This is a genomic window from Paraburkholderia sediminicola (assembly GCF_046026675.1).
GTDB classification, from domain to species: domain Bacteria; phylum Pseudomonadota; class Gammaproteobacteria; order Burkholderiales; family Burkholderiaceae; genus Paraburkholderia; species Paraburkholderia sediminicola_F.
The window spans coordinates 2,749,461-2,775,527 of the sequence record NZ_JAQQEY010000002.1 but is presented as its reverse complement, the minus strand read 5'-3'; the positions used below and the strand labels follow the sequence as shown (position 1 = coordinate 2,775,527).

The window sequence follows — 26,067 nt, the reverse complement described above, 5'->3', positions numbered from 1 at the left end:
CACGGCGTCCCCCTCGGGGGGCTTCCTTCAAGGCGTGCCCGTGTGGGCACGCCTTAACTTGCGACTCGCCATCATGAATCAGGACGTAACGTCTTCGCAGCCGCAGTCCGACACCTCGCAGCCGTTTCTGCAGGTGGTCGGCGTGCACAAGCGTTTCACCGGCGTACATGCGTTGCGCGGGGTGAGCCTGTCGTTTGAGCGTGGTCAGATCTATCACCTGCTCGGCGAGAACGGCTGCGGCAAAAGCACGCTGATCAAGATCATTTCCGGCGCGCAGCCGCCCGACGAAGGCGAACTCGTGATCGAAGGCGTTCGGCATGCACGGCTGTCCGCGCTGAAATCGCTGGCCGCAGGCATCGAAACCGTCTATCAGGATCTTTCGCTGCTGCCCAACATGAACGTGGCGGAAAACGTCGCGCTTACCGCCGAGCTGGCCACGCACGAAGGCCGGCTTGCGCGGACGTTCGACCGGCGCGCACTCGCGCGCACGGCTGCGCGCGCGCTGGAATCGGTTGGCTTGCCCGGCGACGCAGAGTTTCAGGCGACCTTGATCGAGCAATTACCGCTTGCCACGCGCCAACTCGTCGCGATTGCTCGTGCGATTGCCAGCGAGGCAAAGTTCGTCATCATGGACGAGCCCACCACGTCGCTCACGCAGAAAGAAGTCGACAATCTGATCGCCGTGCTCGCGAACCTGCGCGCGCAGGGCGTGACGGTGCTGTTCGTGAGCCACAAGCTCGACGAGTGTTATGCGATCGGCGGCGAAGTCATCGTGCTGCGCGACGGTCAGAAGATGGCGCAAGGACCGATCGCGCAATTCACCAAAGCGCAGATCAGCGAATTGATGACGGGACGCCATCTGACGAACGAGCGCTATCGTGAAGGCACGTTGGGCCAGGATGTCGTACTCGACGTGCGCGGCTTCACGCGTACGGGTCAGTTCAGCGACGTGTCGTTCATGCTCCACCGAGGCGAAATTCTCGGCGTCACCGGTTTGCTCGATTCGGGGCGCAACGAACTCGCGCGTGCACTCGCGGGCGTTGCCGCAGCGCAATCGGGGCAGGTGTTGCTCGACGGCAAGGCGATTTCATTGCGCACGCCGTCGGACGCGAAACATCATCGTATTGGCTATGTGCCCGAAGACCGCTTGAACGAGGGGCTGTTTCTCGACAAGTCGATCCGCGACAACGTGATCACCGCGATGATTTCCAGCCTGCGGGACCGCTTCGGCCAGATCGATCGCACGCGCGCGCAGGCGCTCGCGGAACAGACGGTGAAAGATTTGCAGATCGCGACGCCCGGTGTCGACAAACCCGTGCAGTCGCTCTCGGGCGGCAACCAGCAGCGCGTGCTGATCGGCCGCTGGCTCGCCATCGATCCGCGCGTGCTGATTCTGCATGGACCGACGGTCGGTGTCGACGTCGGGTCGAAAGACATCATTTACCGCATCATGCAACGCCTGTCGCAACGCGGCATAGGCATCATTCTGATCAGCGACGACCTGCCCGAGTTGCTGCAGAACTGCGATCGCATCCTGATGATGAAGAAGGGGCGCGTGGCCAGCGAGTATCAGGCCGACACGCTGAGCGAAGCAGACTTGTATCACGCGCTGCTGTCAGAAGCCGCATAAAGGACGTCGATACCCATGAACTCGCGGATCCCTTCGCGCATGAACCAGACCATGACCACCCCGACCGTTGTCGAAGTCGCACCCGAGGTCAAGCCGCCCACCTTGCGGGCCAGGCTCTCGCGCAACCCCGAATGGTTCACGGTAGCGTTGATCGCGGCGACGTGCATGATTGTCGGCGCGATCAATCCGCGCTTCTTTCAGCTCGCGACGCTATTCGATCTGTTGCATTCGGCCACCACGATGTCGCTTTTCGCGTTGGGCACGCTCGTTGTGCTGGCGTCCGGCGGCATCGACGTCTCGTTCACGGCGATCGCCGCGCTGACAATGTACGGCATCACCAAGGCAGTGTTTGCCTGGTGGCCGGACGCGCCGTTCGCTCTGATCCTGATCACCGGCGCGCTGGGCGGCGTGCTGCTCGGTCTCATCAACGGCCTGCTGGTGCATCGGCTGAAAGCGCCTTCGCTGATCGTCACGATCGGCACGCAGTATCTGTATCGCGGCCTGCTGTTGACGTTTATCGGCACGACGTTCTTCATGAACATTCCGCACAGCATGGATCACTTCGGCCGGATTCCGCTGTTTTTCTATCACACCAACGAAGGCCTGCGCGCGGTGCTGCCTGTTTCGGTGCTGGCGCTGGTGGCGGCCGCCGGTGTCACGTGGTGGCTGTTGAACCGGACCATGATGGGACGCGGTGTCTATGCAATGGGCGGCAGCCTCGCGATTGCCGAGCGGCTCGGCTATAACCTGCGCGCGATCCATCTCTTCGTGTTCGGCTATACGGGTATGCTCGCCGGCATAGCGGGCATTCTGCATGTGTCGAATAACCGGCTCGCGAATCCGTTCGATCTGGTAGGTTCGGAACTCGATGTGATTGCCGCGGTGATTCTGGGCGGCGCGCGCATTACAGGGGGGACGGGTACGGTGGCCGGCACATTGCTCGGTGTGGTGCTGGTCACGTTGATTAACAGCGTGCTGATTCTGGTCGGCGTGCCGAGCACCTGGCAGAAGGTGATCATCGGCGCGTTCATTCTGATCGCCGGGACGCTGTTCGCATTGCAGCGCAAAAGCTGAAGGCTGAACGCGAGCCACGCTGGCGGCCAGACGGCGTCACGCCGTTACGGCGCACGCGTGCGCTGCTAGCGCATTCATTTGCGCTTGCGGTGCTCCTGGCCTTTCTCGGTGATGATGGAATCGAAGTCGTCGATTTGCGAGAAGCGCACCGCCTTGACGACGCCGAACTTGCTCTGGTCCACGACCAGATGCCGTTCGACGGCACTTGCCATGGCCGCCTGCTTGAGCGCGACTTCGTGGAAGTTCCAGCACGTCACGCCGCGCGCGTTATCCACACCGCCCGCGGAAATGAATGCCTTATTGATGCCCATGCGGCGCAGCATCTCCAGACTCTCTTCGCCCGCAAACGAATCTGACGAGGGCACGTAGACGCCGCCCAGCAGAATCATCCGTACATTCGGCTTGCGCCGCAGAATCTCCGCCACATTCAGCGAATAACAGACCACGGTGACGTGACGTTCGAGCGGAATCAGGCGCGCAAGCGTGGTGAGCGTCGTACCGCAATCGATGAAGATCGTTTCGTGGTCGACGACGAGTTTCGCCGCATGCGCAGATGCTTCCGCCTTGGCCTGCGCGAAATGATCCTTTTCTTCTTCGAGTGAGTAGCCGGCGTTGTTGGGTACGTCGGTCGCGCTGACGATGTAGCCGCCGAGATACGTGAATCGTTCCGGACTGCCTGCGATATCGCGCCGGACAGTCATTTCCGATACGTCCAGCAGGCTGGCGGCGTCGCGCAGGCGCATCACGTTCTGCCTGGCCAGCGCATCGGCGAGGGCGCGGAGGCGGTCGGGTTTCAGCATGGAGGTCCTGTCGCGCAGTGTGAGGCGCAGTGTAGAGGCGCGTTATGTTTTATTCGCGTTGATGGGAGAATTATAACAAGAGGTTGTCTGGGCGGCGAGCCTGTTTGAGCCTCGGTTTGAACTTCGAATACGGGGCCTGTTGCGAAGAACGGGGTCTGCCGCCGAGCCGAACTATGTGACACTCCGATGCATCGTCACGCCGCACTAGAACGAACGCGGCTGAAATCCAATTACTCTTCCCGATCTCATGAATCTTCGCCAACTCGAACACGTCGTCGCGCTCGCAGAAGAGGGCAGCTTTGCGCGAGCCGCCGTGCGCGTCCATCTGAGTCAGCCGGCGCTGAGCAGAAGTATTCAGGCCATCGAAGAGCATCTGGAGATGGTGCTGTTTGACCGCAGCACCCGTGAAGTACGCATTACGCCTGCCGGCCAGACGGTCGTGCAGCGCGCGCGGAAGGTGCTGTTCGAAGCACGCTGCCTGTTGCGCGACGTGGATTTACTGAAAAGCCACGACCTCGGTTCGGTGAACTTCGGCTCCGGGCCCTATCCGGCTGCGATGCTGTTGCCCGCGGCGCTGGACGAACTCGCCCAAAGTCATCCGAACTTGCGCATCAACGCCACCGTCGACAATTGGAAGAATCTGCTGGAGTTGCTACACGCGGAGCAGCTGGATTTTCTGATCGTCGACATTCGCGGCGTGCCGTCGAGCAGCAAGCTCGAGACCATTGCATTGCCGAGGCACCGAGCGGCCTGGTTCGTTCGCGAGGGTCACCCACTGACCCGGCACGATCCGATCGAGGTCCAGCAACTCTCAGGTTATCCCGTCATATCGGTCCCGCTGCCGGAGGCGATGCGCGAGTCACTGCGCAAGTGGTTGCGTTTTCCGCCCAAACAGGAAATGGAGTTTCACCTGACCTGCAACGACGTCAACGTGCTGCGTGAGTACGCCCGCAAGACGGACGCGCTGCTGCTGCTCACTGAACAGACGGGTTGGGAGCGGGAGCGCTCGGCCGGTCTGGTCGCGCTGTCGGTGCCATCCCGGTCGCATCTGTGGCTGCAGTTCGCAATCGTCCATCTGGCTGGACGTACGCTGTCGCCGGCTGCCGAGCAGGCAATCATGGCCATCAAGCGTGTGGCTGCGGTGAAACCTGCGTGAGCGCGGCACTCCAACCGGATAAATGTTGAAAACACATTAATTCAATGAAAACTATGCAATTGTCTTATTGATCACGCCGTCGTTCAATGTCCTCCACGCGGCAACGAGATCGCCTTCAGCTTGAGGGCGACGTCCCGGATAGCCGCGATTGGAGACACGATGCAACTCTCGACGCGCGACATCCGTCACCGGTGGGTCGTGGTGACTGGCCTGTTTTTTTTCCTGGCGATCAACTTTGCTGATAAGGCGCTGATGGGGCTTGCAGCCGAGCCGATCATGCGTGAACTCGGGCTGACGCATACGCAGTTCGGCCGTATCGCCGCCAGCTTTTTCCTGCTGTTTTCGCTTTCGTCTCTGCTGGTCGGGCTGTTGTCGGACCGCGTGAAAACCCGCTGGCTGCTGCTGGCCATGGCCGTCGTCTGGTCCGTATCCCAGGCGCCGCTGCTCCTCGCCGCGGTGCCCACCACGCTCGTGATGTCGCGAATACTGCTCGGCGCGAGTGAAGGCCCGGCTTATCCAGTCGCGATTCACTCGCTCTACAAATGGTTTCCGGACGCGGAGCGAACCCTGCCGACCGCGCTGCTGACAATCGGCGCGGCGTTCGGGGCCGGGTTCATCGCGCCCGTCATTACCGCGATCATTCTGAATTTTGGCTGGCGCGCGGCCTTCCTGGCCCTCGCGGTGGTGGGCCTCGTCTGGAGCGCCATCTGGCTCGCGATCGGCCGTGAAGGACCGCTCGAATCGGCCGGCGATCGTGCGCCCGGCGCCCTGGTCGCAGAAGCCGCATCGCTGGAGGAAAAGATACCGCTACGCGTATTGCTGCTATCGCGCACATGTCTTGGCTGCAATCTGTCCGGATTTGCGGCGTACGTCGTGCTCGCGCTCTCGACGATCTGGCTGCCCAGTTATCTGGTCAGAGTAGCGGGCTATTCGCTGATGCAAGTGGGCTGGATTGTCGTATTGCCCGCGTTCGGCCAGATGGTCATGGCGCCGCTGCTCGGCTGGTGGTCTCAACGCTTGATGAAGCACGGCGTCGCCAGCCGTCATGCGCGGGGCACGCTGGGTGCGGCGGCCGTCGTCGTGTCTGGCAGCGCACTTCTTCTGATGCCGGTATTGCCGCCTGGTGCGGCGCTGATCGCCGCCGTGACAGTTGGCTTCTCGCTCGCGTCGTTTGCCTTCACGACGGGCGTCGCGTTGGCGGGCGAGGTGGTGCCCGCCCGTCAGCGCGGGGGCGTGCTCGGTATCAATATCTGCCTGACCACACTGGCGGGACTCATTACGCCGGCTGTCATGGGCCAGATCATCGACATGGCTGGCGACGCGTTAACGGGCTATCGCCTGGGCATTGCACTGGCCGGCGGGTTCGCCGTGGTCGCGGGAGTCGCGTCGGCTTGTCTGGTAGACCCGGCCGGAGACCGGCGGCGCTTTGCGAGTCTGGCGTCGATCTGTGCGCCGATCGGCGCGATCCCGCCCACTTTTGTACGGAACACTCATGAATAGCAATGTTATAGAGACACGCGAGGCAATTTCGACGCAGGATGACGACCCCAGAGTGGCATTCGTCAGGATGGCCGCTGCCTCGGTCGCCATTTATGGATATCCGCTTGTCGAGGTGATACGTACGTGTGCAATGCACACGTTGCCCGGCTCGACGAGCCCCCTGCGTGCGCCGTTCAATTCGATCCACGCAAGCATGCGCCGCTGGACACATCAGGATCGCGACATCGTTACGCCGGCGAACGACTTTCTTTATCTGAACGCGTGGATCGATCTCACTGACGGTCCGGTCGTACTCGAGATTCCCGCGGTGGACGAGGACCGGTATTACGTCATCGAGTTGCTTGATGCGTTCACAAACAATTTCGTCAATTTGAGTCCGCTTAACGCGGGCTCTTCCGGCAAACGCTACGTGCTGCATCGCGAGGGCGAGGCGGCACCCGCGAGCCTGAACGCGGAGCCGATCGCTTGCCCGACGCCCCTCGTGTGGATGCTGGGGCGCGTGCTTGTCAAAGGAGACGATGACCTGCCTGAGGCGCAGCAGGCAGCATCAAGATTCGCTCTCAGCGGGCGTGACTCAAGGGGATTCGCCAGCGTGCGAGACTGGCGCGCGAGCGCCGAACCCGCGCTTGATTTTTTCCAGAACCTGTTCAATGCACTTCAGGATGTGCCGCCACGCCCTGACGAAACAGCCTTGTTCGGCCTCCTCGCGCGAGCCGACCTGGGCCCCGGCAAGCCGATCGACGTTGCGACGCTTTCACCCTTCGTGCGACGTGGTTTGCAACTCGCCTATGAAGACGCGCACCGGGTGATCACCGCTCATACCGAAAGCCGTGGACGGCGCAGCTGGGGCTACAACCTGAAGCTCGGCCGCTATGGCAGCGATTATCTGCTGCGCGCCTGCACGGCCATGAAGGGACTTGGCGCGCTCGGCGCGACTGAAGCCGTCTACGCCGTAGCCGATTTCGATGGCGCGGGCGAGCACCTGAACGGACGCCATCGCTACGAGTTGTATTTCCCGCCGGGCGGCCTGCCGCCGGTGCGCGCCTTGTGGTCGATCTCGCTTTACGGCGCGGATCGCTTCTTTGTCGAGAATCCGCTCGCGCGTCACGCGATTGGCGATCGAACCGAGGGCCTGCGCTACGAAGCGGACGGCGGTCTGCGCATTCTCATTCAGCACGACGCGCCATCCGTTGAAGCGAACTGGCTTCCCGCTCCCTCAGCGCAGTTCTATCTGATCCTGCGACTCTATCAGCCCGATGCAGCGTTCCTTGAAAACCGCTACGAGATTCCGGCTGTCCGCAATCTGAACTGCTAACTGAAACTAATCTATGTCTACGTTCGATACCACCGCTCAAGCCACGGTCGCGGAAAACCAGGACTTCGCCGCCGCCGCGCGTGCAGCCGTGCTGTTCACCCTGCCGCTTTACGAAATGTCGCGCATGCGATCCGCGACCTCCGCTCGGCGCGATATCGCCGGTCACTTTGCCGGCGGCTCGCCGGAATCAACCTGGCGCTGGGCCAATCAATGGGTCCACACGCGAGAACCGCTGGGCCCCCGGAACCGGGAAGTGGTCACGCCGAATAACGACACCCTTTACTCGAGCACCTGGCTCGATCTTGCTCATGGCCCGTTGCTGCTGGATGTGCCACCCATGCCAGGGCGTTATTTCGTGCTGGGTCTACTGGATTTCTATACCAACCCGTTTGCCTACGTTGGCACCCGGACCACCGGAAACGACGGTGGGGTATTTCTGCTGCACGGTCCCGACTGGGACGGTACGGTGCCCGACGGCGTACAGGCGGTTGCCTGCCCGACGGACAGTACGTGGTTGATCGGACGCATTCTGGTGGATGGCGCAGACGATGTCGCGCAAGTGGTTGCACTACAGGATCGTCTGAAATTACGGCCACTGCCGGGTTCAGGCGCGAGGGTGCCCAGCCTGATCGATGCGGGTATGCAACCGGGTGACAGGCCAGGCGACACCACGCTATTCGTGCGCGTGGTCAATCGTGCGCTGGCGGAATGCCCTCCGCCTGCTGAAGTCGCGGACGATCTCGAGTACTTCGCCACTTGTGGCATCGGCCTGGGGCTGGATGCGGACGCGTTGAGTCATCAGCAGCACGATGCGATCGAAAGGGCGCTGAGGGACGCGCTGGATGAATTGAGCGGGGCGTTGCCGTCCGCGCTGGGGGGCGGATGGGCGCTGCCTGTCGCTGTGAGCGATTCGTTCGGTGTCCGGTATCGCGAACGGGCGCAGGTTGCGCTCAACTATATTGGCGCGCTTGGGATCGAAGAAGCGATGTACATCATCGCTGATCGCGATGCCGCGGACGAGCCTCTCGACGGACGCATGCAATACCTGCTTCACTTCCTGCCGGAGGCGCTGCCGCAAACTGACGCGTTCTGGTCAATTACGATGTACGACAAGACGACGCGAATGCTCGTCGACAATCCGCTTCAGCGCTATTCGATTGGTGACCGTACGCAGGGACTGCACTACGACAGCGACGGAGGTTTGCGCATCGCCATTTCTGCCGATGAGCCTGTGGATCCGGCGCTGCGCAGCAACTGGCTACCTGCACCGTCTGCAGGGTTCTATCTGGCGTTGCGTCTCTACGTGCCGCGGGCTCCCCATCTTTCGCTCACGTTCGCCTATCCGCCTGTCGAGCGACAGTAAAGAAAGTCATCGCCGCGGTGCCGCCAGCATGCGCAGAAACAAGCCCGTAATCCGACGGAATGCGGGCTTGGCACCTAAGAACGTGCAAAAGCGCCCCGCTCAGAACCGGTAACTCACACCGATCTGCACCACCGGATACGCTTTGTAGCGCTCGACCTTGTTGCTGATGTTCTGTTCTTCCTGGTCGATGTTCGCTTGGCTTGTGAGTTGCGAGTAGATCGCCGGCACGTTGTAGGTCGTGCGCGGACGGCCGTAGGCCACGCCGAGATCGAAGGTCAGGCCGAAACCCTTCGAAACCGGCTTGTGGCCATAACCGATGCCGAGATAGGGCATCACGCGCGGCAGTTTGATGGTGGTCGACGGCGCGGGGCCTACGGCCGGCACGAATTCGTCGCCGATCTTGTAGTTGCCTTGCGCGTTCGGCACCGCCTGGCCCGTCAGTTCGTCGTTGTTGATCAGCGCGCCGGCCGTCACGCGAAAACCGCTGGACGAAAACGGAAACAGATCGAGATACAGGCCGCCTTGCAGCAGTTTGAGATGGCCGTCGTAATCGTTACCGCTGACATTGAACGAATGCGAGAAGCCGAGTCCTTCGAATTCCGCATGCACGCCGGCCCACGAGGTCAGCGGCAGCGCCGCGCCGACACCTGCGCCGAGTGTGCCGCCATGCACATAAACTTCCTGTGCTTGCACCGATCCTGCGACCACCATCGCCACTGCCGCGACCAGAGCTGCATTTTTCACCTGATTCACCGCGCCGTCTCCAGTAAAGAGTCATTCCCGTGCTGGCGACTTTACGGTTTAACCTTACGGTTCAAATCGACGAAAAGCGGGCAGTTATGGCGACTCTTCGCGCTCAAGTTTTTGTGCGCGGAGAAACCGGAGATATGACGTGTAACGCTTGCCAAACAGGTGATTAAACTCGGTCTATTGATCAGACGAGTCCTGTTTTAAAGGGCTATTCGGTGGGAGGCGGGAATTGTTCAGATGAACCGACAGTCGGCATGACGGTGGCGTCATGATGTCGTGATTTTCGAATGGGGCAGGCGGGGAGTTGCTCCACCGCCTGCCGCAAGCTACAGGGGAGTAGCGATTACTGCTTGATGCCTTCAGCTTGAATATGCAGCGTGGTCTGCATCTTGAAGCCATAGGTCTTGCCGAAGTCGACGCCGAAGTCGTCGCGATTGAACGTCGCGGTGGATTCGGTGCCGCACACTTCGCGCTTGAGCATCGGGTTGATGAAACACTTGAACGATTCGATCTTCAGGTTGACCGGTTTGGTGATGCCGTGCATGGTCAGCGTGCCGATCACTTCCACCGGCTTGTCGCCGTCGAAGCGGATCTGCGTGCCCTTGTAGGTCGCGGTCGGGTACTTGGCTGCGTCGAAGAACTTGTCCGTGACCAGTTCCGCGTCGAGCTTGTCGTTACCGATATCCACCGAGCTCATGTCGATCGTCACGTCCACCGTGCCGGTTTTCGCCGCGCGATCCAGCACCACGGTGCCGCTGCTCTTCTTGAACTTGCCGCGCCAGATCGACAGGCCGCCGAAGTGGTCGGTCTCGAAGCTCGGGTAGGTGTGCGTCGGGTCGAGTTGATACGTGTCGGCGGCCATGACATTGAACGACATGGCTGCGGCCAGCGCGCCTGCGGCGAGCAAAAGTTGTTTCTTCAAGTGGTTCTCCAGGTTTCAGAAAGTGCTGTGACGCTTAGGTGTGTTCCGTTACTTCTTCGAAGCAACGATGTGAAATTTGATAACGACTTCGTCGGCGACCACCGACGTGTCTTTCCATTCGCCCGTTCCGACATCGAACTGTGAACGCTTGATCGGCAATGCGCCGTCGAAGGTTTGCGTATTGCCCTGGCTGGCGATGGTGACCGGCACCACGACAGTCTGCGATTTGCCCTTGATGGTGAGCTTGCCGGTGATCTTGTACTGATTGCCGCCGGCCGGCGCGATTGCGCTCGAGACGAACGTCGCGGCCGGATAGGTCGCGCTATCGAACCATTCCTTGCCTTGGGCCTGCTTGTTGTAGTCGTCCGCACCGAGGTCGTAGCTGCCGGTGTCGATCGATACGTTGGCGTTGCCGGCGGTCGGCTTGGCCGGATCGAAATTCAGCTGCGCCGAGAATTTTTTGAATTTGCCGTCCACCGGCACGTTCATCTGCTTCGTCGTGGCGACGACGGTGCTTTTGCTGACGTCAACGTCGGCGTGTGCCAGGCTTGCACCGAAGAATGAAAAGGCGGCAACGCCGGCCAGAATGGAGTGGTAAAAGTTTGATTTCATGGTGGTAAGCATCCTATCGAACCCACGCGCGCTGATTGCGCACCGTTGGGAATTAGATTGCCAACTGGCCGTAGCCAATCGCCTGTTCTGTTACGCGTGTGTCATTTGAGGAACGGGATCATTCGCGCGAGTAATCCGTCGCGGTCGACAAATTGATGCTTGAGCGCCGCGAGTACGTGCATCGCAACGAGCGCCAGCAACGTGTAATTGAGCAGCACATGAACCGTGCGCAGGATTGCCTTGAGCGCCTGGTCCGGACCGATGAGGGTGGGCAGCGGCACGATGCCGAGGTACACCACCTGAATGCCCGCCGCCGAACTATAGAAGTAGCCGGACACCGGAATGGCCAGCATCAGAACGTAGAGCAGGCCGTGCACGAGATGGGCCGCAGCCTGCTGCCATGCGGGCGTAGCGCTATCCGGCGCCGGTGCGCGATGAGTGGCGCGCCACAGCACGCGCGCCACGGCCAGCACGAAGACCGTCACGCCGATCCATTTGTGCCATGAGAAGTACTTCAGCTTGGTGGGCGTAAAGCCGGGGATATCGGTCATGATCCAGCCGATACAGAACCCGCAGACAATCAGCAATGCGATTAGCCAATGCAGGGCGACGGCGGTGCCGCTGTAATGCTTGACGTCTGAAGGACGGGGATTCATGGGTTCATGCTCACAATTCGTGGTGCGTGTCGCGTGCGGTATGCCGCGTGTGAATGCGGATAGTAGGGATGCCAATGAAAGTTGAATAGACCAGGAGAAGAGAACAGATTGTTCTAGCCGTGACACTAATGGGGGTGGAATAAAGCCGGGCGGCGGCCTGATTTGACGAAATGGAGGCGGCATTGTGTTAATTTGCCGGCTCAACCGCTATAAAAGGTTCGACCCATGAAGAGCACTGAAAAGAACAGCGCCGCACTTGGTGCGGATTTCCTGCGGCACGACACGGCGCCTGCCGAAGGCGGTGTCGAGGGTTACCTGGAGCATGACGCCGCCGTCTACCGGACCTTGCTCGAATCGACGAGAGCGATTCCCTGGAAGATCGATTGGGCGACCATGGAGTTCGCGTATATCGGCCCGCAGATCGAAACCTTGCTTGGCTGGGCGCCGTCGAGCTGGAAGACCGTGCAGGACTGGGCTGCCCGCATGCATCCGGACGACCGCGACAAGGTCGTGGAATTCTGCGTCGCACAGTCGAAGGCAGGCACCGATCACGAAGCGCACTATCGGGCGTTGACGAGCGGTGGCGAATACGTGTGGCTGCGCGACGTCGTGCATGTGGTGCGCGACGGGAGCGGTGAGGTGGAGTCGCTGGTCGGCTTCATGTTCGACATTAGCGAGCGCAAAAAGACTGAGGAGAAGCTGGCGGCGTTGCAGCGGGAACTCGAAGCGCTGTCGTTCAAGGACGGTTTGACGGGCGTGGGCAATCGCCGCGAGTTCGACGCCGTCCTGCAGCGGGAATGGAGCGCGGCACAGCGGCATGGCGCGCCGCTTTCGCTGATCATGGCCGATATCGATTTCTTCAAGTCGTACAACGATTACTACGGGCACGTGCAAGGGGATGCGTGCCTGAAGCAGATCGCCACGGTGTTGAGCGAGGCGGTGCGGCCGGGGGACTTCGTCGGCCGGTTCGGCGGGGAAGAGTTCGTGCTGATCTTGCCGAATACCGGGGCCGAGGCCGCACGGCAGGTGGTCGAACGTTGCCGTGATCGGATCTCCGCCGCGGAGATCGCGCATGAGAGGTCGCCATTCCGGCAGACCGTCACCGCCAGTTTCGGTGCGGGAACGGTGATTCCTTCAGCATCGGACGATCCCGTTGCCTTTGTGAACCTGGTGGATACGCAGTTGTATCTCGCCAAGGATAACGGGCGGGATTGTATTGCCGCGGTGAACCGGGTGGGATAGCGAGGCTGGGAAGGTGGCATTGCGTGGCACACAGTTTGCGACCCGACCGCCTGCAGCGTCCCGGCCATGGGTTATGCTGCGCTCCCATTCCGCGCTCGTGCACAATCAGAATCCAGGATCTACTTGGTGAATTCCGTCTTTCTGTCTTGGGGTATCGCCATAGCCGCCACGGCCGGCGTCATCACCCGCCCGTTCAAATGGCCCGAGGCCGTGTGGGCCGTCGGCGGCGCGCTATTACTCGTATCGCTGGGCCTGCTCCCCGTCGATCTGGCCGTCGAGGCTGTCGGCAAAGGCACGGACGTCTATCTCTTCCTGTTCGGCATGATGCTGCTGTCGGAAGTCGGGCGCCGCGAAGGTCTGTTCGATTGGGTCGCCGTATTCGCGGTCAACCACGCCAAAGGTTCGCCGAGAAAGCTGTTTCTGCTGGTCTATCTGGTCGGCGTGGTTATCACTGCCTTCCTTTCCAATGACGCTACCGCGGTTGTGCTCACGCCTGCGGTTTTTGCCGCCGCCAAAAAAGCGAAGACGCCTCCGCTGCCCTTACTCTTCGTCTGCGCGTTCATTGCGAATGCCGCGAGCTTCGTGCTGCCGATCTCGAATCCGGCCAACATCGTGCTGTACGGCAATCACACGCCCGCGCTCGGGGCCTGGCTGATGCGCTTCACGCTGCCTTCGCTGCTGTCGATCGTCGCGACCTATGTGCTGTTGCGCTGGACTCAGCGCGAGGCGCTCGCCGGTACCTGCGAAGCCGATCTCGAGCCGCTCGAGTTGTCGTCGAGCGGGCGCGTTGCGCTTGCGGGCATCGCCGTGACGGCCGTTGTGCTGCTGACGGTGTCCGCCTTCGATGTCCCGCTCGGTCTGCCCACCGCGATACTCGGCGCGCTGACCGCCGCGGTCGTGCTGATCCAGGAGCGCAAATCGCCGCTGCCGATGATCCGGGAAATATCGTGGAGCGTGCTCCCTCTCGTCGCCGCGTTATTCGTGCTGGTCGAAATGCTCGATCACACCGGGGTCATCAGGACATTCGTCCACCTGCTGCAAGATGCGACGCAACACAATGAAGCCATGACGGCTGGCTGGGCGGGCAGCGTCATCGCGATCGGCAGCAATCTGATGAACAACCTGCCGGCGGGCCTGATTGCCAGTTCGACCGTGATGCAGGCGCATAGTCCTGAGCGCGTCATCGACGCGCTCCTGATCGGCGTCGATCTGGGGCCGAACCTGTCGATCACCGGCTCGCTCGCAACGATCCTCTGGCTCAACGCCATTCGCCGCGAAGGCGAAGACGTGAGCTTCATGAAGTTTTTCAAAGTGGGCGTAGTGGTGATGCTGCCCGCCCTCGCGCTGGCGCTCGCCGCGCGGATCCTGATCAGTTAAAGGTAAATAAAGCGCAGCGCGTCATGGCCGGGTGCCCGTCGCTCGCATGGGCGGCTCCGGCGCCAGCGTTTGCGCGGACTGCTCGAGCGAGCGCAGGGCGACTTCGAGCCGTGCGAGGCGGGCGCGCTGGGTGGGCATCAGCAATGTTTTGGGAAACATGCTCAGCCGATTGCGCCAATACGACAGTGGGATGCGATCGTTGATGGAAATCTTCCCGAAGACGAGTTCGAGATGGGTGATTTCCTTGTCTATATCGTGATAGCTCATCTAACTAACGTTCCAGAAGAAGAGGTGGACGGGCGATAAAGCGCGTGCGAGCGGGACGCCGGTAGCTGAATAGGTCCAGCAACCGCACGCGCCTGACGGTGGTGGAGAGTGCAGCAAGCGCCGTACCGCGCGTCCACGATGCCGAGCTAACATCGAGCTTTCAAACGCCGGATATTTGTCTGATGGTCCGGCGCCGCCCAATCAGGGAGGCCTCTTGAGAAGACTGATCTTTGCCCTGTTTTAATCCACACAATTCGTCGCGCCACCGCCAAAAAAGCGAGTCCATCTCGCGTCCCTGCCTGTAAGAATCGTTTCGTCGGACACAAGCTACCGATCGCCGGGAATCCAGCGAGCCGCGCAAGCGGAACAACCCGTTCTCGCGCGGCGTGCCGGCCATTCTTCAGGACAACGGGAATTTACCAGGCATTCTTGCGGACAGCATGGCCTATGCTGGTTCAACGGCCATTTTTGTAATCAAAATGTTGGATTCGTTCAGTTGACCGCGCGGGGGCGGTCAGTCGCGACTCGCATCCGGCACATTTAACGCGGCACCACCATCACGGGTTGCGCGTAGGTGACGGCAGGGGCGGGCACGATCGCATAGTTGGTCGGCGCGGGCACCACGACCGTCGTGTACAGGGTGACGGGTTTCGGAGGCAGCGGTACGGGCGTGCCGACCGCTACGGCAACGGGGATTGGAGCCGGCGGCGGCGTTACCACGTAGACCGGCTTGATCGGCGCGTAGTAATAGACAGGGCGCGGCGGCGGCGCGTAGACCAGGGCAGCCGGCATATAGACGACCACCCGGGCGAACGCCGTCGACGAACAGGCGAGACCGATGGCGGTGAAGGTAGAGGCGCAGACGAGACGAATACTCACTTGATACTCCTGAGACGTTGAGCGGTGCGGAGCGTCTTCCGGTGAAGAAGCCGAGCAACTGGTTCGGATTGCTTGAGAACCCTTCCGAACCATTGAGGCGCTGCTTGAGGCACTTGATGCACTTAAGGCACTTAAGGCACTCGCGGCACTGGTAGCGCCGGCAGACGAAAGATACGCAAACCGCCCTGAAAACGGCAGCGCGAACTTATTTCATTCAATGTCGCGCGAAAGTGGGCCATGAGATAAGCACGCAGGTGTATGAAGCGCATGCTGTGTTGCGACGACAGCGAGAACGTGCGCTATGCCGGCGCCACGAAAAGTCATGACATAAGGCGACATGATTCTCAAATTGCCTTCCGGCGGCGCTTCCTCAAGAATTCGGCCTGTCATCGAACGGATCGCGGCGGTTTGCAGGCGACGCACGATGGCTCAATCGAAGGAGTCAGTCATGAAAAAATTTTTCGCCGTTGTGCTGCTGTGCTGCGCATCCACCGTCACATTCGCCCAAACGGCCGCACCGCAGGGCGCCAACTCGCAGCGCATGGAGCGCATGGCGCAGCAGCTGCAAACGCGTTTTGCGAATGCCAACACCGCGCACGACGGCAAGCTCACCCGGGAACAGGCCGCCGCGGGCATGCCGATGGTCGCCAAGCATTTCGATGAAATCGACACGCAGAAGGCGGGCTACATCACGCTGCCGCAGATCGCGGCATTCATGCAGGAACGCGGGGCAGCGCACTGAGCCGCGCGGGCATCGGCGGGATCGTAGGATATTTGAACGCCTCAATGCGTGATGAACCCAGCCACGTCCTGCCGCCTGTCTATCGCCTGCGCGCTGATCGTATCGATGAGCGTGGCGCTGACGGGTTGCGTGACGGTCGGCCCGGACTTCAAACCGCCGGACGTGACGCTTGAAAACCAGTGGCTCGAAAGCTTGCCCAATGAGGCGCAAGCTGCGCCCGCCGCTCAGGCAGCCTGGTGGACCGCGTTCAACGATCCGGTGCTGAGTGCGCTGGAACAGCACGCGTACGAGCGTAACCTCTCGCTGCAAGTGGCGGGTTTGCACATCTTCAAGGCGCGCGCGCAACTCGCGATCAGTGCGGAGAATTTGCTGCCGCAATCGGGCAGCGTGTCCGTTGGCGCGGACCATATCAACACGAGCGGCGTCGGTCCGATTCCGCCAACGCATCTGTGGGCCGAGCATCTGCGTGTGAACGTGGGCTGGGAGATCGATTTTTGGGGCAAGTATCGCCGGCAGATCGAATCGGATCGCGCGCAATTACGCGTGTCCGAAGCCGCGTACGACAATGCGCTCGTGTCGCTGTTCGCCGATGTCGCCAATGCGTACATCGATCTGCGCGCGCTCGAGCAGCGTATCGCGGTCGCGCAGCAAAACCTGAAAGCGGTGCAGCAGAGTCTCACGCTCACTCAGGCGCGCTACAAACGCGGCGCGTCGAGCCAGCTCGACGTCGAACAGGCCGCCACGCTGGTGGCCGAAACCGAGGCGCAGATTCCGCCGCTCATCAAGGCGCACGCGCAAGACCGCGACACGCTCGCCGTGCTGCTCGCCGCCCCCCCTGACGCAGTCGACGCGCAACTCAAAGGCAGCAGCGCGATTCCGGTGCCGCCGACGCAGATCGATGTCGGTATTCCCGCCGATCTGCTGCGCCGCCGTCCCGACGTGCGCCAGGCCGCGCTCAACGCGGCGGCGCAATCGGCGCTGATCGGCGCAGCCAAGGCGAAGCTGTATCCGTCGCTATCGTTGACGGGACTGTTCGGGCTTTCGTCGGGCGAGCAGCATGGCATCGGACTATCGCAGTGGGGCAGCAAGACCATCGGTCTCTTCTCCGCGGGCATCACGCTGCCGATCCTCGATCGAGGCCAGTTGAAGAACGCCGTGCGGATTCAGGACGCGGTCTTCCAGGAGGCTGTGCTCGACTATCAGAACACGGTGCTGCAAGCGCAGAAAGAAGTGGAGGACGCGATTGCGGCATTGCGTACCTCACTTGATGCGCTGGCGGCGTCGTCGCGTGCGTCCGATGCGTCGCAGCGCGCCTTGAAGCTCGCCAATATCCAGTACCGCGCCGGATCGGTCACGTACGACACGGTGCTCGACGCATCGCGTTCGATGTTGCGCGATGGTGATTCGCTTGCGCAGAACCAGGGGATCGCCGCGCTTGCGGCGGTGTCGTTGTATCGCGCGTTGGGTGGTGGCTGGGAAGTGGCGCAGGGGCAGCAGGTGGTGAGCGAACAGATCGCCGAACAGATGGCACAGCGCACGGACTGGGGCCTCTTGCTGAACCCGCCGGCGAATTCCGCCCTGGCGCGCGCCAGTGGAGGCGCGCTCGAGAATGGGAAATAAGAACATGACAAACAGGAGCGGGGCGCAGCGTAGCGTGGCAAACACGCACCTGGGAGCGAAGCTTTGCATCGTGCTGGCGGCCGCAATTGCGCTGGCAGCGTGCCGCGACGGCAGCGCGCCCGCCGCACAATCGGCGCAATCGGCACAAGCCGTGTCTCTGCCGCAAGTCAGCGTGACGCGGCCGGTGCCGCGCGAGGTGCGCGAGCAACTCGATCTGAGCGGCACCGTCGCGCCTTCGGCGACTGTCACGCTAATCGCGCGCGTGCAGGGTGTGCTAAAGGAAATCGGTTTTGCCGATGGTGCTTACGTCAAGCAAGGGCAGGTACTGTTTCGCATCGAGCCGGATACGTATCGCGCGCAACTGACCTACGACCAGGCCGCGCTCGACAATGCCAACCAGGAGTTGCTCCGGCAAAAGCAACTCACCTCCGATAACGCGACCTCCGAGTCGACGCTGCAAAAGGCCCAGACCACACGCGACCAGGCGCTGGCCAAACGCGACATGTCGCGTATCAATCTCGCTTACACGGAAATACGTGCGCCGTTTGCGGGCCGCATCGGTGCACGCGCATTCGACGTCGGCAATCTGGTGGGCGCTTCCGACTCCACCAAGCTCGCCACGTTGGACCGCATCCAGCCGGTGTACGTGAATTTCACGCTCAACGAGCGCGACGCGAACCGCATCGGACTCTTCACGCAGCCACCCCGCACGGTGCGCGTCAATGTGCTCGGCGCGGCCGCCGGGCAGGGGCAAGGTGAGGACGCCGCGCTTGAATTTGTCGACACACGTGTCGATCCGAGCAGCGGGGCGCTCAAGCTGCGCGCCGATATCGCCAATCGGGATGCGCATCTGATTCCCGGCATGTCGGTCGAAGTGCACATTCCGGCCGGCGCGCCGCAAAACGTGCTGCTGGTGCCGGACACCGCATTGCTGCGTGATCAGGCGGGTGCATCGGTATTGCTCGTGAACAGTGCGGGCATGATCGAAAAACGCGCGGTGCTCACAGGTGGCTTGTACGGTTCGCAGCGGGCGGTCACCTCGGGTCTCACTGCGAACGATCAGGTCGTGACTGGCGGTGCGCTGGCTGTCGCGCCCGGCGCCAAGGTGCAGGTGGTCGCCGCTGCGGCGCAGGGTCAGTCATGATCCGCTTCTTCGTTGAGCGCCCGGTCCTCGCCAATGTGATCGCGTTGATCGTGATGCTGCTCGGCGCTGTTGCGTTGATCAACCTGCCGATTGCGCAATATCCGCCAATCACGCCACCGACCGTGCAGGTTGTCGCACGCTTTCCGGGTGCGAGCGCCGCGACGGTGATCGACCGTGTAGCGCTGCCGATCGAAACGCAGGTCAATGGCGTGGAAAACGCGCTGTACATGCAATCGACCAGCACCAATGACGGCACCTACACGCTCACCGTCACCTTCGCCGTCGGCACGGATGTCGATAAAGCGCAGGTGCTGGTGCAAAACCGCGTGTCGGCCGCCACCGCGCAATTGCCGCAAGCGGTGCAGCAGCAGGGCGTGACCGTGCGTAAACGCTCCACGGCGATCCTGCAGTTGTACACGCTGCAGTCGCCTGATCCGAAATACGATTCGCTGTTTCTGAGCAACTACGCGGTGATCTATCTGCGCGACACGCTGGCGCGTTTGCCGGGTGTCGGCGACGTCACCGTGTTCGGGACCGGCCAGTACAGCATGCGCGTGTGGCTCGATCCGCAAAAGCTGAGCGAGCGCGGTCTGACCGCCGCCGATGTGATGCAGGCGATCCAGAGCCAAAGCAAGGACGTGAGCGCCGGCCAGCTCGGTTCGGAGCCGAATGCGGGCGGCCAGGCGTTCCAGCTCACGGTGACGATGCAGGGCGCGCTGTCCGATCCGCACGAGTTCGACGACATCATCGTCAAAGCCGATCCGAACGACGGTGGCCACTTCGTGCGTATTCGCGATGTGGGTCACACTGAACTCGGTTCGTCGAGCTATGGGCAGTTCTTCAATCTCGACGGCAAACCGGCTGCGGGCATTGCCATCTATCAACTGCCGGAAGCCAACGCACTGGAGGTCGGCAATGCCGTGAAAGCGACCATGGCGCGGCTCGCCAAAGACATGCCGAAGGGCGTCAGCTATCAATTGCCGTTCGACACGACGACCTTCGTGCGGCAATCCGTGATCGACGTCTACAAGACGCTGTTCGAGGCCGCGTTGCTGGTGCTCGCGGTGATCCTGCTGTTTCTGCAGAACTGGCGCGCGATGCTCGTGCCCGCCACGACGATTCCGGTGACGATCATCGGCACGTTCGGCGCGATCTACATGCTCGGCTTCTCGATCAATCTGCTGACGCTGTTCGCGATCGTGCTGGCAATCGGCATCGTGGTGGACGACGCAATCGTGGTGGTCGAAGGGATCACGCAGCATATCGAGCAGGGCAAGACGCCGAAGCAGGCTGCCATCGACGCGATGCACGAGTTGCTCGGGCCGATCGTCGGCATTACGCTGGTGCTGATCTCAGTGTTCCTGCCATCGGCGTTTCTCGGCGGCGTCACGGGCCAGATGTACCGGCAGTTCGCGCTGGTTGTCGTCGCAACGACCATCATCAGCGCGATCAACGCGGTGACGCTCAAGCCGGTGCAAAGCGTGCGCTGGCTGCGGCACGCGCGGCCCGGCAAGCCGAACATCGTGTATCGCGTGTTCGACAAGGGGTACGCCCGTGTCGAAAAGGGCTATGTGCGCATCGTTTCGTGGTTCGTACAGCGCTGTGGCCTGGCGCTTGTCATTGCGCTGGTGCTCGGCGCAGCATCTGCGTTTCTGCTGACGCGTGTGCCCACCAGCTTCATTCCGCTCGAAGATCAGGGCTATATCCTGATCGCCGCGCAACTGGCGGACGCTGCTTCGCTCGGACGCACGCGCGAGGCGAGCACGCAGATAGAAAAGCGCATCGGCGCGATTCCTGGCGTGAGCCACGTGGTGTCGATCGGCGGCATCTCACCGCTCGATAACAACGCGTCGCTGCCGAATTCCGCGCTGATCTACGTCACGCTCGATGACTGGAGCAAGCGCGGCAAAGGCGAGGACCTGCGCTCGCTGTACTTGCGCATGAATAGCGAACTCGCGAAACTGCCCGACGTGCGCTCCGTGGTGATCGTGCCGCCGCCGATCCAGGGTCTCGGCAATAGCGGCGGCGTGCAGATGCAGGTGATGCTCACGGACGGTTCGCAAAACTATCAGCGCTTACAGGATGCGACCGATGCGCTGATCGCCAGCGTCTCGAAGCGGCCCGAACTGCAGCGCGTGTTCAGCCCGTTTCGCGCGTCGGTGCCGACCGTCGAACTCACGCTCGATCGCGCCAAGGCCGAGTCGCTGCAGGTGCCGGTCGGCAATGTGTTCGACCTGCTGCAGGATTACGTCGGCTCGAGCTATGTGAACCAGTTCACGACGTTCAATCATACGTTCCCCGTGTTCGTGCAGGCCGACGGCGCGTTTCGCCGCGAAACCGACGACATCCGCCGTTTGCAGATTCGCAGCAATAGCGGCCATATGGTCGAACTGGGCACCTTCATCGATGCGCATACGAGCGTCGGCCCCGCCGTGGCGACGCTGTATAACCTCGCGCCGGCCGCCGCCATCAACGGCAATCCGGCGAACGGCTATAGCACCGGGCAGGCGATCTCCGCGTTCGAGCAGGAAGCCGCGCGCGTGCTGCCCGCGGGGATCGGTTACGAATGGACGGCGATGTCGTATCAGGAGAAACTGGTCGGCAATTCGGCCTATTGGGTGTTTGCCGTGGGCGTGTTGCTGGTGTTCTGCGTGCTGGCCGCGCAATACGAAAGCTGGTTGCTGCCGGTAGCGGTGGTGCTCGCCGTGCCGCTGGCGTTGCTTGGTACAGCTGGTACGCTTGCCATACTGGGGGCAGCCAACAACCTCTACACGCAGATCGGCCTTGTACTGCTGATCGCGCTGTCGGCGAAGAACGCGATTCTGATCGTCGAGTTCGCACGGCATCTGCGCGCGCAGGGCGTGGGCATTGCCGAGGCCGCGGTGGAAGCGGCGCGCTTGCGGTTCCGGCCGATCATGATGACCTCGTTCGCGTTCATTCTCGGCGTGGTGCCGCTCGTGATCGCCACCGGCGCGAGCGCGAGCGCGCGCCGTTCGCTTGGGATTGCGGTATTTTCGGGGATGCTCGCTTCAACGTGCATTGCCGTGTTGTTCATTCCGTCGTTCTACGTGCTGTTGCAGCGCCAGGGCGAACGGCACGCGGCGCGGCATGCGCCGCCCGACGGCTGAACTGAGGAGCTTTCGTATGGAACGCCCCGCCAAAATCATCGTGCTCGACGACGAAGCCGAACTGCGCAACATGCTGCAGCGTTTTCTGCGCGGCCACGGCTTCGACGTCCGGATCGCGGAGGACGGCAAGCGGCTCGACCGCTATCTGGAACGTGAGCCGTTCGATCTGCTGGTGCTCGATCTGATGATCGGCGAAGAGGACGGTCTCGCCATCTGCGCCCGTTTGCGCGCGCAGGGGCAAACGCTGCCGATCCTGATGCTGACCGCGAAGGGCGATCCACTCGACAGGGTGCTCGGCCTCGAAACCGGCGCCGACGATTACCTCGCCAAACCCTTCCTGCCGCGTGAACTGGTGGCGCGGATCAATGCACTGCTGCGCCGCCAGAAGATCGCCTCGGGCGAGGTCACCGTGACCTCGCAGAGCGTGCGTTTCGGCGATTTCAGTCTCGATGTCGGCAAGCAACAACTGTCACGTGCAGGCGAACTGCTCGAGCTTCATTCGGCGCAGATGCTGCTGCTGGTCGCGTTGGCCTCGTCGCCGAACCGGCCCGTGAGCCGTGACAATCTGCTGGCACGTGCCCGTGGGCGTGATCATGATGCGCTCGATCGCAGCATCGACGTGCAGGTGCTGCGGCTCAGGCAGATTATCGAGGACGACCCGTCGAAGCCGCGCTTCATCAAGACCGTGTGGGGCGTCGGCTATATGCTGGTCGCGGACGTCGACTCATGACGCGCGCGTGGCTGCAGAGGGCGCTGCCGAAAACGCTGCTGGCGCGCAATATCGTCTTGCTGATCGTGCTGGTGATGCTGAGCCAGCTTTGCGCGCTTGCGGTGTTGCTGCACTATGTGCAGCGGCCCCGCGTTGAACGGGCGGCCACGGTGTTCGCCACTTACGTGACGACGCTCGATAGCCTGCTTCAAGCCACGCCGCCGGGCGCGCGCGCCGAATTGACGGCACGTCTCGACGCTCGCACGCAACTACCCGCCGAGGCCGCCGTTGAACCGCCGCCCAGTCTGATGCGCGCTTACCGCACGTATCAGCGCAACGTGTTTCTCGACAGCTTGCGCGAGCATCTGCCCGCCGACATGCCCGCGCTCTGGCAGTCGGAAGGCGGTCAACGGTTGTGGATTCGCATGCATGCGCCGGCCGATGCGCCGCACCTGCCGTACTGGATCGCGCTGTCGATTCCCGAGGACGCGCAAGGTAAGGAACTCGATGCGGCGATCCTGTTATCGCTCGGTTTGGGCGCACTGGCGGCGCTGACCGGCTACGTGATCCAGCGCCACCTCAACCAGCCGCTCCAGGCATTGACGCGGGCGGCGCGCCGCGTGAGTGCCGGCGAAACGCCCGCGCCGTTGTCGACCGACGGTCCTATCGAGATCGCTACGGTGAGCAGCGCATTCAATCAGATGACGCACGCGTTGCAGCAGGCCGAGGCGACGCGCGCGCTGATGCTGGCGGGCATCTCGCACGACATTCGCACGCCGCTCACCAAACTGCGGCTCGCGATGGCCATGGCGATGCCGGACGGCAGCGACAGCAGCTTCGTGGTCGCGGCCGAGGGATATCTGGACCAGATCGAGACGATCTTGCAGCAGTTCATGGATTACGCCGGCAGCGGCGAGCGTGAAACGGCGGAGCCCGGCGATCTCAACGCGTTGGTCGAGCGGCTTGCCGGCGATTTCGCCGGGCTGGGCCATGAGTTCGAGCTGTCGCTCGCGGTTCTGCCTGCGATTCTCTACCGGCCGATCAGCATGATGCGGCTCCTGATGAACCTGATGCAGAACGCGATCGTCTATGGTGGCAGTGGACTCGCCGTGCGCAGTTGGGCCACCGGTGAAGCCGTGTATGTCGCGGTTGGCGATCGCGGTAAAGGTCTTTCGGCAGAAGAGTTGGAGCAACTGAAAGCGCCGTTTCAGCGTGGCCGCAATGCTCGCGCGCATAGCGGCGGCACCGGGCTGGGGCTGGCGATTGTCGAGCGGATTGCACGGCTGCACGGCGGCAGCCTGCAATTTCATTCGCGCGAGGGAGGGGGACTGGAGGTGTGGGTGGTGTTGCCGCTCATTCCCGGTCCAGCCACGCATCCAGTCCCACCCGGAAGGCCACGCCCGCGATGACCGGCACGGTCAGCATGAGGATGATGCCGAAGTTGGGAATCTCGTCGCCGTAAGTGATCGGACCGTAGAGCACGACGGTTGCAACGACCGCGAAGACGATGACGCCGATCGCAACCATCATAAGATTGCGCGCCACGATGGACAGATCCTTGCGCTTTGCCTTGCCCGGCGTGGTGCTGGTAGTGGGGACTTCGTCGTGTTGGGCGGGCATGATGGTTCTCGTGGCTGGAAATGCAATGGCAGACGCTGCGACACAACGTGGCGATGAATCGAACGCCGACCTGGGCGCGATTGGCATCATACCAGGGGTCGTTCGTGCCGCGCACATATACAAACACCCCTAACACTAACGTACCACACGCCAGACGAAGCGCAAGTCGCCGGAATTGATCGGGAAAGCAGGACATCGGCGCGTCGTCGCCCGCGCGCCTCGTTTCAGCGAACCTGACGATTCTGTCGGCGAGTCGTCATCGTTCTGAAGGATCAGTGACCAAGACCGCTGCTGGCGATCTGCTGCTCGACGAATTGGGCGAACAGCGCATGCAGATGCGTCGTCGGATGAAGGTCGTCGGCGAACATGTACGTCTGATCGGCATTGGCCGTCACATAGGTCGCCGGCGAGCACAGCAATGCCGTGTCATCCGGCGTTTTCTTGGGGTCGCAGGCCTGGCCGGTGTTTGCCACGACGAAACCATTAGCCTGAAAGTTCGCGATGATCTGGTCTATCCATGTATAGGAATCGATCTGAATGACCTTGCCTTGCAGGCCATCGGCCTGCAAGGCAGCGTTAAGGTCCTGGTTGAAGAGTTGCGATAGCTGGGTCAGATTGGCGCCGCCGTCGGTCGAGGCGAGGCCTTTGGGCGACAGACCGACATTCGGAACGTTGATGACCACCACATGCGTGGCGCCGTTCTGAACGATCTGCCCGACAACCTGAGCGAGGGTGGTTGCCGCCGTTTGCACCGTCGGCGCCGCGGCCGGCAGCGAACCGGCGCGAAGCACGTCGTTCGCGCCGGCCCAAACCAGAACCAGTTGACTGGAATTGAAACTCCCGTGCGTGGCCAGATAGCTCGAAACCTGCTGATTGACCGGCATTTCGACATTGCCGATCACGTCGGTAAGAAAGTCGTTCTGGTTTGCCGGCGTCGCTACCGTGGCGCCGCCCTCGGCATAGCCGAGACCGCTTTGCGCGCTCAACTTATGCGTGATGTCGATCGTAAACGCGGCGCTTAGCGAGCCACCGTAGTATTGCGCGACGTTCTGAGTCCAAACCTGGCCCGGATTGGTCGTGAAGCGCCCCCCACCCACCGCGCTCGCGAGCGGCGCATAGGTCCCGACGTCGGACAGGCTGTCGCCGAATGAGACAACTTGCAGATTGACGCCGCCCGGCGTCGTGGCTGCGCCACTGCCGTTGCTCGAGCCGCCTCCACCCCCGCCGCCGCATGCTGCCAACAGCGATATCACCGTGGCAAGAATTACAGCACGCACCTTGTCATTGCTTCCTTGCATAGCGCCTCCCCACAGATTGAACGGGCGGTTGCCCCATGTGGCGGACGTATCGCCAGCCTGCATATCGTTCTATCGACAGTGTTTCTTGGGGAGCAAAAAGGATGCCTCATCGGCCTGATCTTCGAAGCGGCTGGTCCAATTGGGCCAATTGGGCCATATACCGCGGGCCGTTACCAGGAAGAGGTCTGGGAGAAACAAAAGACCGTTGTCCGTGAGGGCAGCGGTCTTTCTTAAGATGCGTGGCGAATGACGGACTCGCACTC

Annotated in this window: 23 protein-coding genes; 14 read left to right on the top strand and 9 right to left on the bottom strand. The window is 61.9% G+C overall.

The annotated features are described in order from the left end of the window. Positions 1-73 precede the first annotated feature (73 nt). Together PQQ86_RS32090 and PQQ86_RS32085 are read left to right on the top strand one after the other, a co-directional pair. On the top strand, positions 74-1,630 hold the full coding sequence (locus PQQ86_RS32090; protein WP_408276315.1) for a sugar ABC transporter ATP-binding protein: 1,557 nt from the start codon (positions 74-76) through the stop codon (positions 1,628-1,630). Between the two features lie 15 nt (positions 1,631-1,645). Continuing rightward, positions 1,646-2,704, top strand: coding sequence for an ABC transporter permease (locus PQQ86_RS32085; protein ID WP_408276312.1), 1,059 nt, complete (start codon positions 1,646-1,648; stop codon positions 2,702-2,704). Between the two features lie 74 nt (positions 2,705-2,778). Here the strand turns inward: PQQ86_RS32085 and PQQ86_RS32080 are convergent, their stop codons facing one another. Next, positions 2,779-3,504 carry a DeoR/GlpR family DNA-binding transcription regulator gene (locus PQQ86_RS32080; RefSeq protein WP_408276309.1) on the bottom strand — a complete coding sequence of 242 codons (726 nt, stop codon included), beginning with the start codon at positions 3,502-3,504 and terminating at the stop codon, positions 2,779-2,781. A gap of 247 nt (positions 3,505-3,751) precedes the next feature. Here PQQ86_RS32080 and PQQ86_RS32075 point away from each other — a divergent pair, with 247 nt between their 5' ends. The 4 genes from PQQ86_RS32075 (at position 3,752) to PQQ86_RS32060 (ending at position 8,838) form a co-directional block, all read left to right on the top strand. Further along, a complete protein-coding gene (locus tag PQQ86_RS32075; protein WP_408276307.1) occupies positions 3,752-4,660 on the top strand; it encodes a LysR family transcriptional regulator in 909 nt (302 codons plus the stop codon). A 159-nt stretch (positions 4,661-4,819) separates the two neighbouring features. Continuing rightward, a complete protein-coding gene (locus PQQ86_RS32070; protein ID WP_408276304.1) occupies positions 4,820-6,160 on the top strand; it encodes an MFS transporter in 1,341 nt (446 codons plus the stop codon). Then, on the top strand, positions 6,153-7,475 hold the full coding sequence (locus PQQ86_RS32065) for a DUF1254 domain-containing protein (protein WP_408276302.1): 1,323 nt from the start codon (positions 6,153-6,155) through the stop codon (positions 7,473-7,475). Before PQQ86_RS32070 ends, PQQ86_RS32065 begins: the two co-directional genes overlap by 8 nt. Positions 7,476-7,488: 13 nt before the next feature. Continuing rightward, complete coding sequence (locus tag PQQ86_RS32060) at positions 7,489-8,838, top strand: DUF1254 domain-containing protein (RefSeq protein WP_408276299.1); 1,350 nt, start codon at positions 7,489-7,491, stop codon at positions 8,836-8,838. 99 nt (positions 8,839-8,937) lie between these two features. On the opposite strand, the gene PQQ86_RS32055 is transcribed toward PQQ86_RS32060, so the two are convergent. From PQQ86_RS32055 to PQQ86_RS32040, 4 genes are all read right to left on the bottom strand, one after another. After that, positions 8,938-9,549 (bottom strand): hypothetical protein, encoded by a 612-nt coding sequence (locus PQQ86_RS32055; RefSeq protein ID WP_408279411.1) that lies wholly within the window; start codon positions 9,547-9,549, stop codon positions 8,938-8,940. A gap of 382 nt (positions 9,550-9,931) precedes the next feature. Next, a complete protein-coding gene (locus PQQ86_RS32050; protein ID WP_093632917.1) occupies positions 9,932-10,510 on the bottom strand; it encodes a YceI family protein in 579 nt (192 codons plus the stop codon). Between the two features lie 48 nt (positions 10,511-10,558). Beyond that, entirely contained in the window at positions 10,559-11,122 is a 564-nt protein-coding gene (locus PQQ86_RS32045) for a YceI family protein (RefSeq protein ID WP_408276296.1), read from the bottom strand. A 101-nt stretch (positions 11,123-11,223) separates the two neighbouring features. Continuing rightward, the gene (locus tag PQQ86_RS32040; protein ID WP_408276293.1) at positions 11,224-11,778 is read right to left on the bottom strand and encodes a cytochrome b; all 555 of its coding nucleotides are present in this window, start codon (positions 11,776-11,778) and stop codon (positions 11,224-11,226) included. Positions 11,779-12,003: 225 nt separating this feature from the next. Between PQQ86_RS32040 and PQQ86_RS32035 the strand changes: the two genes are divergently transcribed. Beyond that, a complete protein-coding gene (locus PQQ86_RS32035) occupies positions 12,004-13,020 on the top strand; it encodes a sensor domain-containing diguanylate cyclase (protein ID WP_408276289.1) in 1,017 nt (338 codons plus the stop codon). A 126-nt stretch (positions 13,021-13,146) separates the two neighbouring features. Next, positions 13,147-14,397 carry an arsenic transporter gene (locus tag PQQ86_RS32030; protein ID WP_408276284.1) on the top strand — a complete coding sequence of 417 codons (1,251 nt, stop codon included), beginning with the start codon at positions 13,147-13,149 and terminating at the stop codon, positions 14,395-14,397. Between the two features lie 21 nt (positions 14,398-14,418). Here the strand turns inward: PQQ86_RS32030 and PQQ86_RS32025 are convergent, their stop codons facing one another. Then, entirely contained in the window at positions 14,419-14,664 is a 246-nt protein-coding gene (locus PQQ86_RS32025; protein WP_408276281.1) for a hypothetical protein, read from the bottom strand. Between the two features lie 540 nt (positions 14,665-15,204). Then, on the bottom strand, positions 15,205-15,543 hold the full coding sequence (locus PQQ86_RS32020) for a hypothetical protein (RefSeq protein ID WP_408276278.1): 339 nt from the start codon (positions 15,541-15,543) through the stop codon (positions 15,205-15,207). A gap of 448 nt (positions 15,544-15,991) precedes the next feature. Here PQQ86_RS32020 and PQQ86_RS32015 point away from each other — a divergent pair, with 448 nt between their 5' ends. From PQQ86_RS32015 to PQQ86_RS31990, 6 genes are read left to right on the top strand one after another with little or no spacing between them, the layout of a single operon-like run. Then, positions 15,992-16,285 carry an EF-hand domain-containing protein gene (locus PQQ86_RS32015; RefSeq protein WP_408276277.1) on the top strand — a complete coding sequence of 98 codons (294 nt, stop codon included), beginning with the start codon at positions 15,992-15,994 and terminating at the stop codon, positions 16,283-16,285. Positions 16,286-16,336: 51 nt separating this feature from the next. Next, positions 16,337-17,905 carry an efflux transporter outer membrane subunit gene (locus tag PQQ86_RS32010; protein WP_408276275.1) on the top strand — a complete coding sequence of 523 codons (1,569 nt, stop codon included), beginning with the start codon at positions 16,337-16,339 and terminating at the stop codon, positions 17,903-17,905. A 4-nt stretch (positions 17,906-17,909) separates the two neighbouring features. Then, a complete protein-coding gene (locus tag PQQ86_RS32005) occupies positions 17,910-19,049 on the top strand; it encodes an efflux RND transporter periplasmic adaptor subunit (protein ID WP_408276272.1) in 1,140 nt (379 codons plus the stop codon). Continuing rightward, positions 19,046-22,177: an efflux RND transporter permease subunit gene (locus PQQ86_RS32000; RefSeq protein ID WP_408276270.1), complete on the top strand. Its 3,132-nt coding sequence runs from the start codon at positions 19,046-19,048 to the stop codon at positions 22,175-22,177. The genes PQQ86_RS32005 and PQQ86_RS32000 overlap by 4 nt, the downstream gene beginning before the upstream one ends. Before the next feature lie 16 nt (positions 22,178-22,193). Continuing rightward, on the top strand, positions 22,194-22,907 hold the full coding sequence (locus PQQ86_RS31995; protein WP_408276267.1) for a response regulator: 714 nt from the start codon (positions 22,194-22,196) through the stop codon (positions 22,905-22,907). Beyond that, complete coding sequence (locus PQQ86_RS31990) at positions 22,904-24,295, top strand: ATP-binding protein (RefSeq protein ID WP_408276264.1); 1,392 nt, start codon at positions 22,904-22,906, stop codon at positions 24,293-24,295. Before PQQ86_RS31995 ends, PQQ86_RS31990 begins: the two co-directional genes overlap by 4 nt. On the opposite strand, the gene PQQ86_RS31985 is transcribed toward PQQ86_RS31990, so the two are convergent. Together PQQ86_RS31985 and PQQ86_RS31980 are read right to left on the bottom strand one after the other, a co-directional pair. After that, on the bottom strand, positions 24,240-24,506 hold the full coding sequence (locus PQQ86_RS31985) for a hypothetical protein (protein WP_408276261.1): 267 nt from the start codon (positions 24,504-24,506) through the stop codon (positions 24,240-24,242). The genes PQQ86_RS31990 and PQQ86_RS31985 overlap by 56 nt on opposite strands. A gap of 272 nt (positions 24,507-24,778) precedes the next feature. After that, positions 24,779-25,804, bottom strand: a complete 1,026-nt coding sequence (locus PQQ86_RS31980) for an SGNH/GDSL hydrolase family protein (protein ID WP_408276258.1) — start codon at positions 25,802-25,804, stop codon at positions 24,779-24,781. Positions 25,805-26,067: the final 263 nt, after the last annotated feature.

Excerpts from the sequence above, each read along its gene's own strand:
- PQQ86_RS32070 (WP_408276304.1), top strand. The coding sequence starts at position 4,820 with ATGCAACTCTCGACGCGCGACATCCGTCACCGGTGGGTCGTGGTGACT.
- PQQ86_RS32055 (WP_408279411.1), bottom strand. The coding sequence starts at position 9,549 with ATGGTGGTCGCAGGATCGGTGCAAGCACAGGAAGTTTATGTGCATGGC.
- PQQ86_RS32040 (WP_408276293.1), bottom strand. The coding sequence starts at position 11,778 with ATGAATCCCCGTCCTTCAGACGTCAAGCATTACAGCGGCACCGCCGTC.
- PQQ86_RS32025 (WP_408276281.1), bottom strand. The coding sequence starts at position 14,664 with ATGAGCTATCACGATATAGACAAGGAAATCACCCATCTCGAACTCGTC.
- PQQ86_RS32000 (WP_408276270.1), top strand. The coding sequence starts at position 19,046 with ATGATCCGCTTCTTCGTTGAGCGCCCGGTCCTCGCCAATGTGATCGCG.
- PQQ86_RS32045 (WP_408276296.1), bottom strand. The coding sequence starts at position 11,122 with ATGAAATCAAACTTTTACCACTCCATTCTGGCCGGCGTTGCCGCCTTT.
- PQQ86_RS32085 (WP_408276312.1), top strand. The coding sequence starts at position 1,646 with ATGAACTCGCGGATCCCTTCGCGCATGAACCAGACCATGACCACCCCG.
- PQQ86_RS31990 (WP_408276264.1), top strand. The coding sequence starts at position 22,904 with ATGACGCGCGCGTGGCTGCAGAGGGCGCTGCCGAAAACGCTGCTGGCG.
- PQQ86_RS32090 (WP_408276315.1), top strand. The coding sequence starts at position 74 with ATGAATCAGGACGTAACGTCTTCGCAGCCGCAGTCCGACACCTCGCAG.
- PQQ86_RS32015 (WP_408276277.1), top strand. The coding sequence starts at position 15,992 with ATGAAAAAATTTTTCGCCGTTGTGCTGCTGTGCTGCGCATCCACCGTC.
- PQQ86_RS32080 (WP_408276309.1), bottom strand. The coding sequence starts at position 3,504 with ATGCTGAAACCCGACCGCCTCCGCGCCCTCGCCGATGCGCTGGCCAGG.
- PQQ86_RS32065 (WP_408276302.1), top strand. The coding sequence starts at position 6,153 with ATGAATAGCAATGTTATAGAGACACGCGAGGCAATTTCGACGCAGGAT.
- PQQ86_RS31995 (WP_408276267.1), top strand. The coding sequence starts at position 22,194 with ATGGAACGCCCCGCCAAAATCATCGTGCTCGACGACGAAGCCGAACTG.
- PQQ86_RS32075 (WP_408276307.1), top strand. The coding sequence starts at position 3,752 with ATGAATCTTCGCCAACTCGAACACGTCGTCGCGCTCGCAGAAGAGGGC.
- PQQ86_RS31980 (WP_408276258.1), bottom strand. The coding sequence starts at position 25,804 with ATGCAAGGAAGCAATGACAAGGTGCGTGCTGTAATTCTTGCCACGGTG.
- PQQ86_RS32010 (WP_408276275.1), top strand. The coding sequence starts at position 16,337 with ATGAACCCAGCCACGTCCTGCCGCCTGTCTATCGCCTGCGCGCTGATC.
- PQQ86_RS32035 (WP_408276289.1), top strand. The coding sequence starts at position 12,004 with ATGAAGAGCACTGAAAAGAACAGCGCCGCACTTGGTGCGGATTTCCTG.
- PQQ86_RS32060 (WP_408276299.1), top strand. The coding sequence starts at position 7,489 with ATGTCTACGTTCGATACCACCGCTCAAGCCACGGTCGCGGAAAACCAG.
- PQQ86_RS31985 (WP_408276261.1), bottom strand. The coding sequence starts at position 24,506 with ATGCCCGCCCAACACGACGAAGTCCCCACTACCAGCACCACGCCGGGC.
- PQQ86_RS32005 (WP_408276272.1), top strand. The coding sequence starts at position 17,910 with ATGACAAACAGGAGCGGGGCGCAGCGTAGCGTGGCAAACACGCACCTG.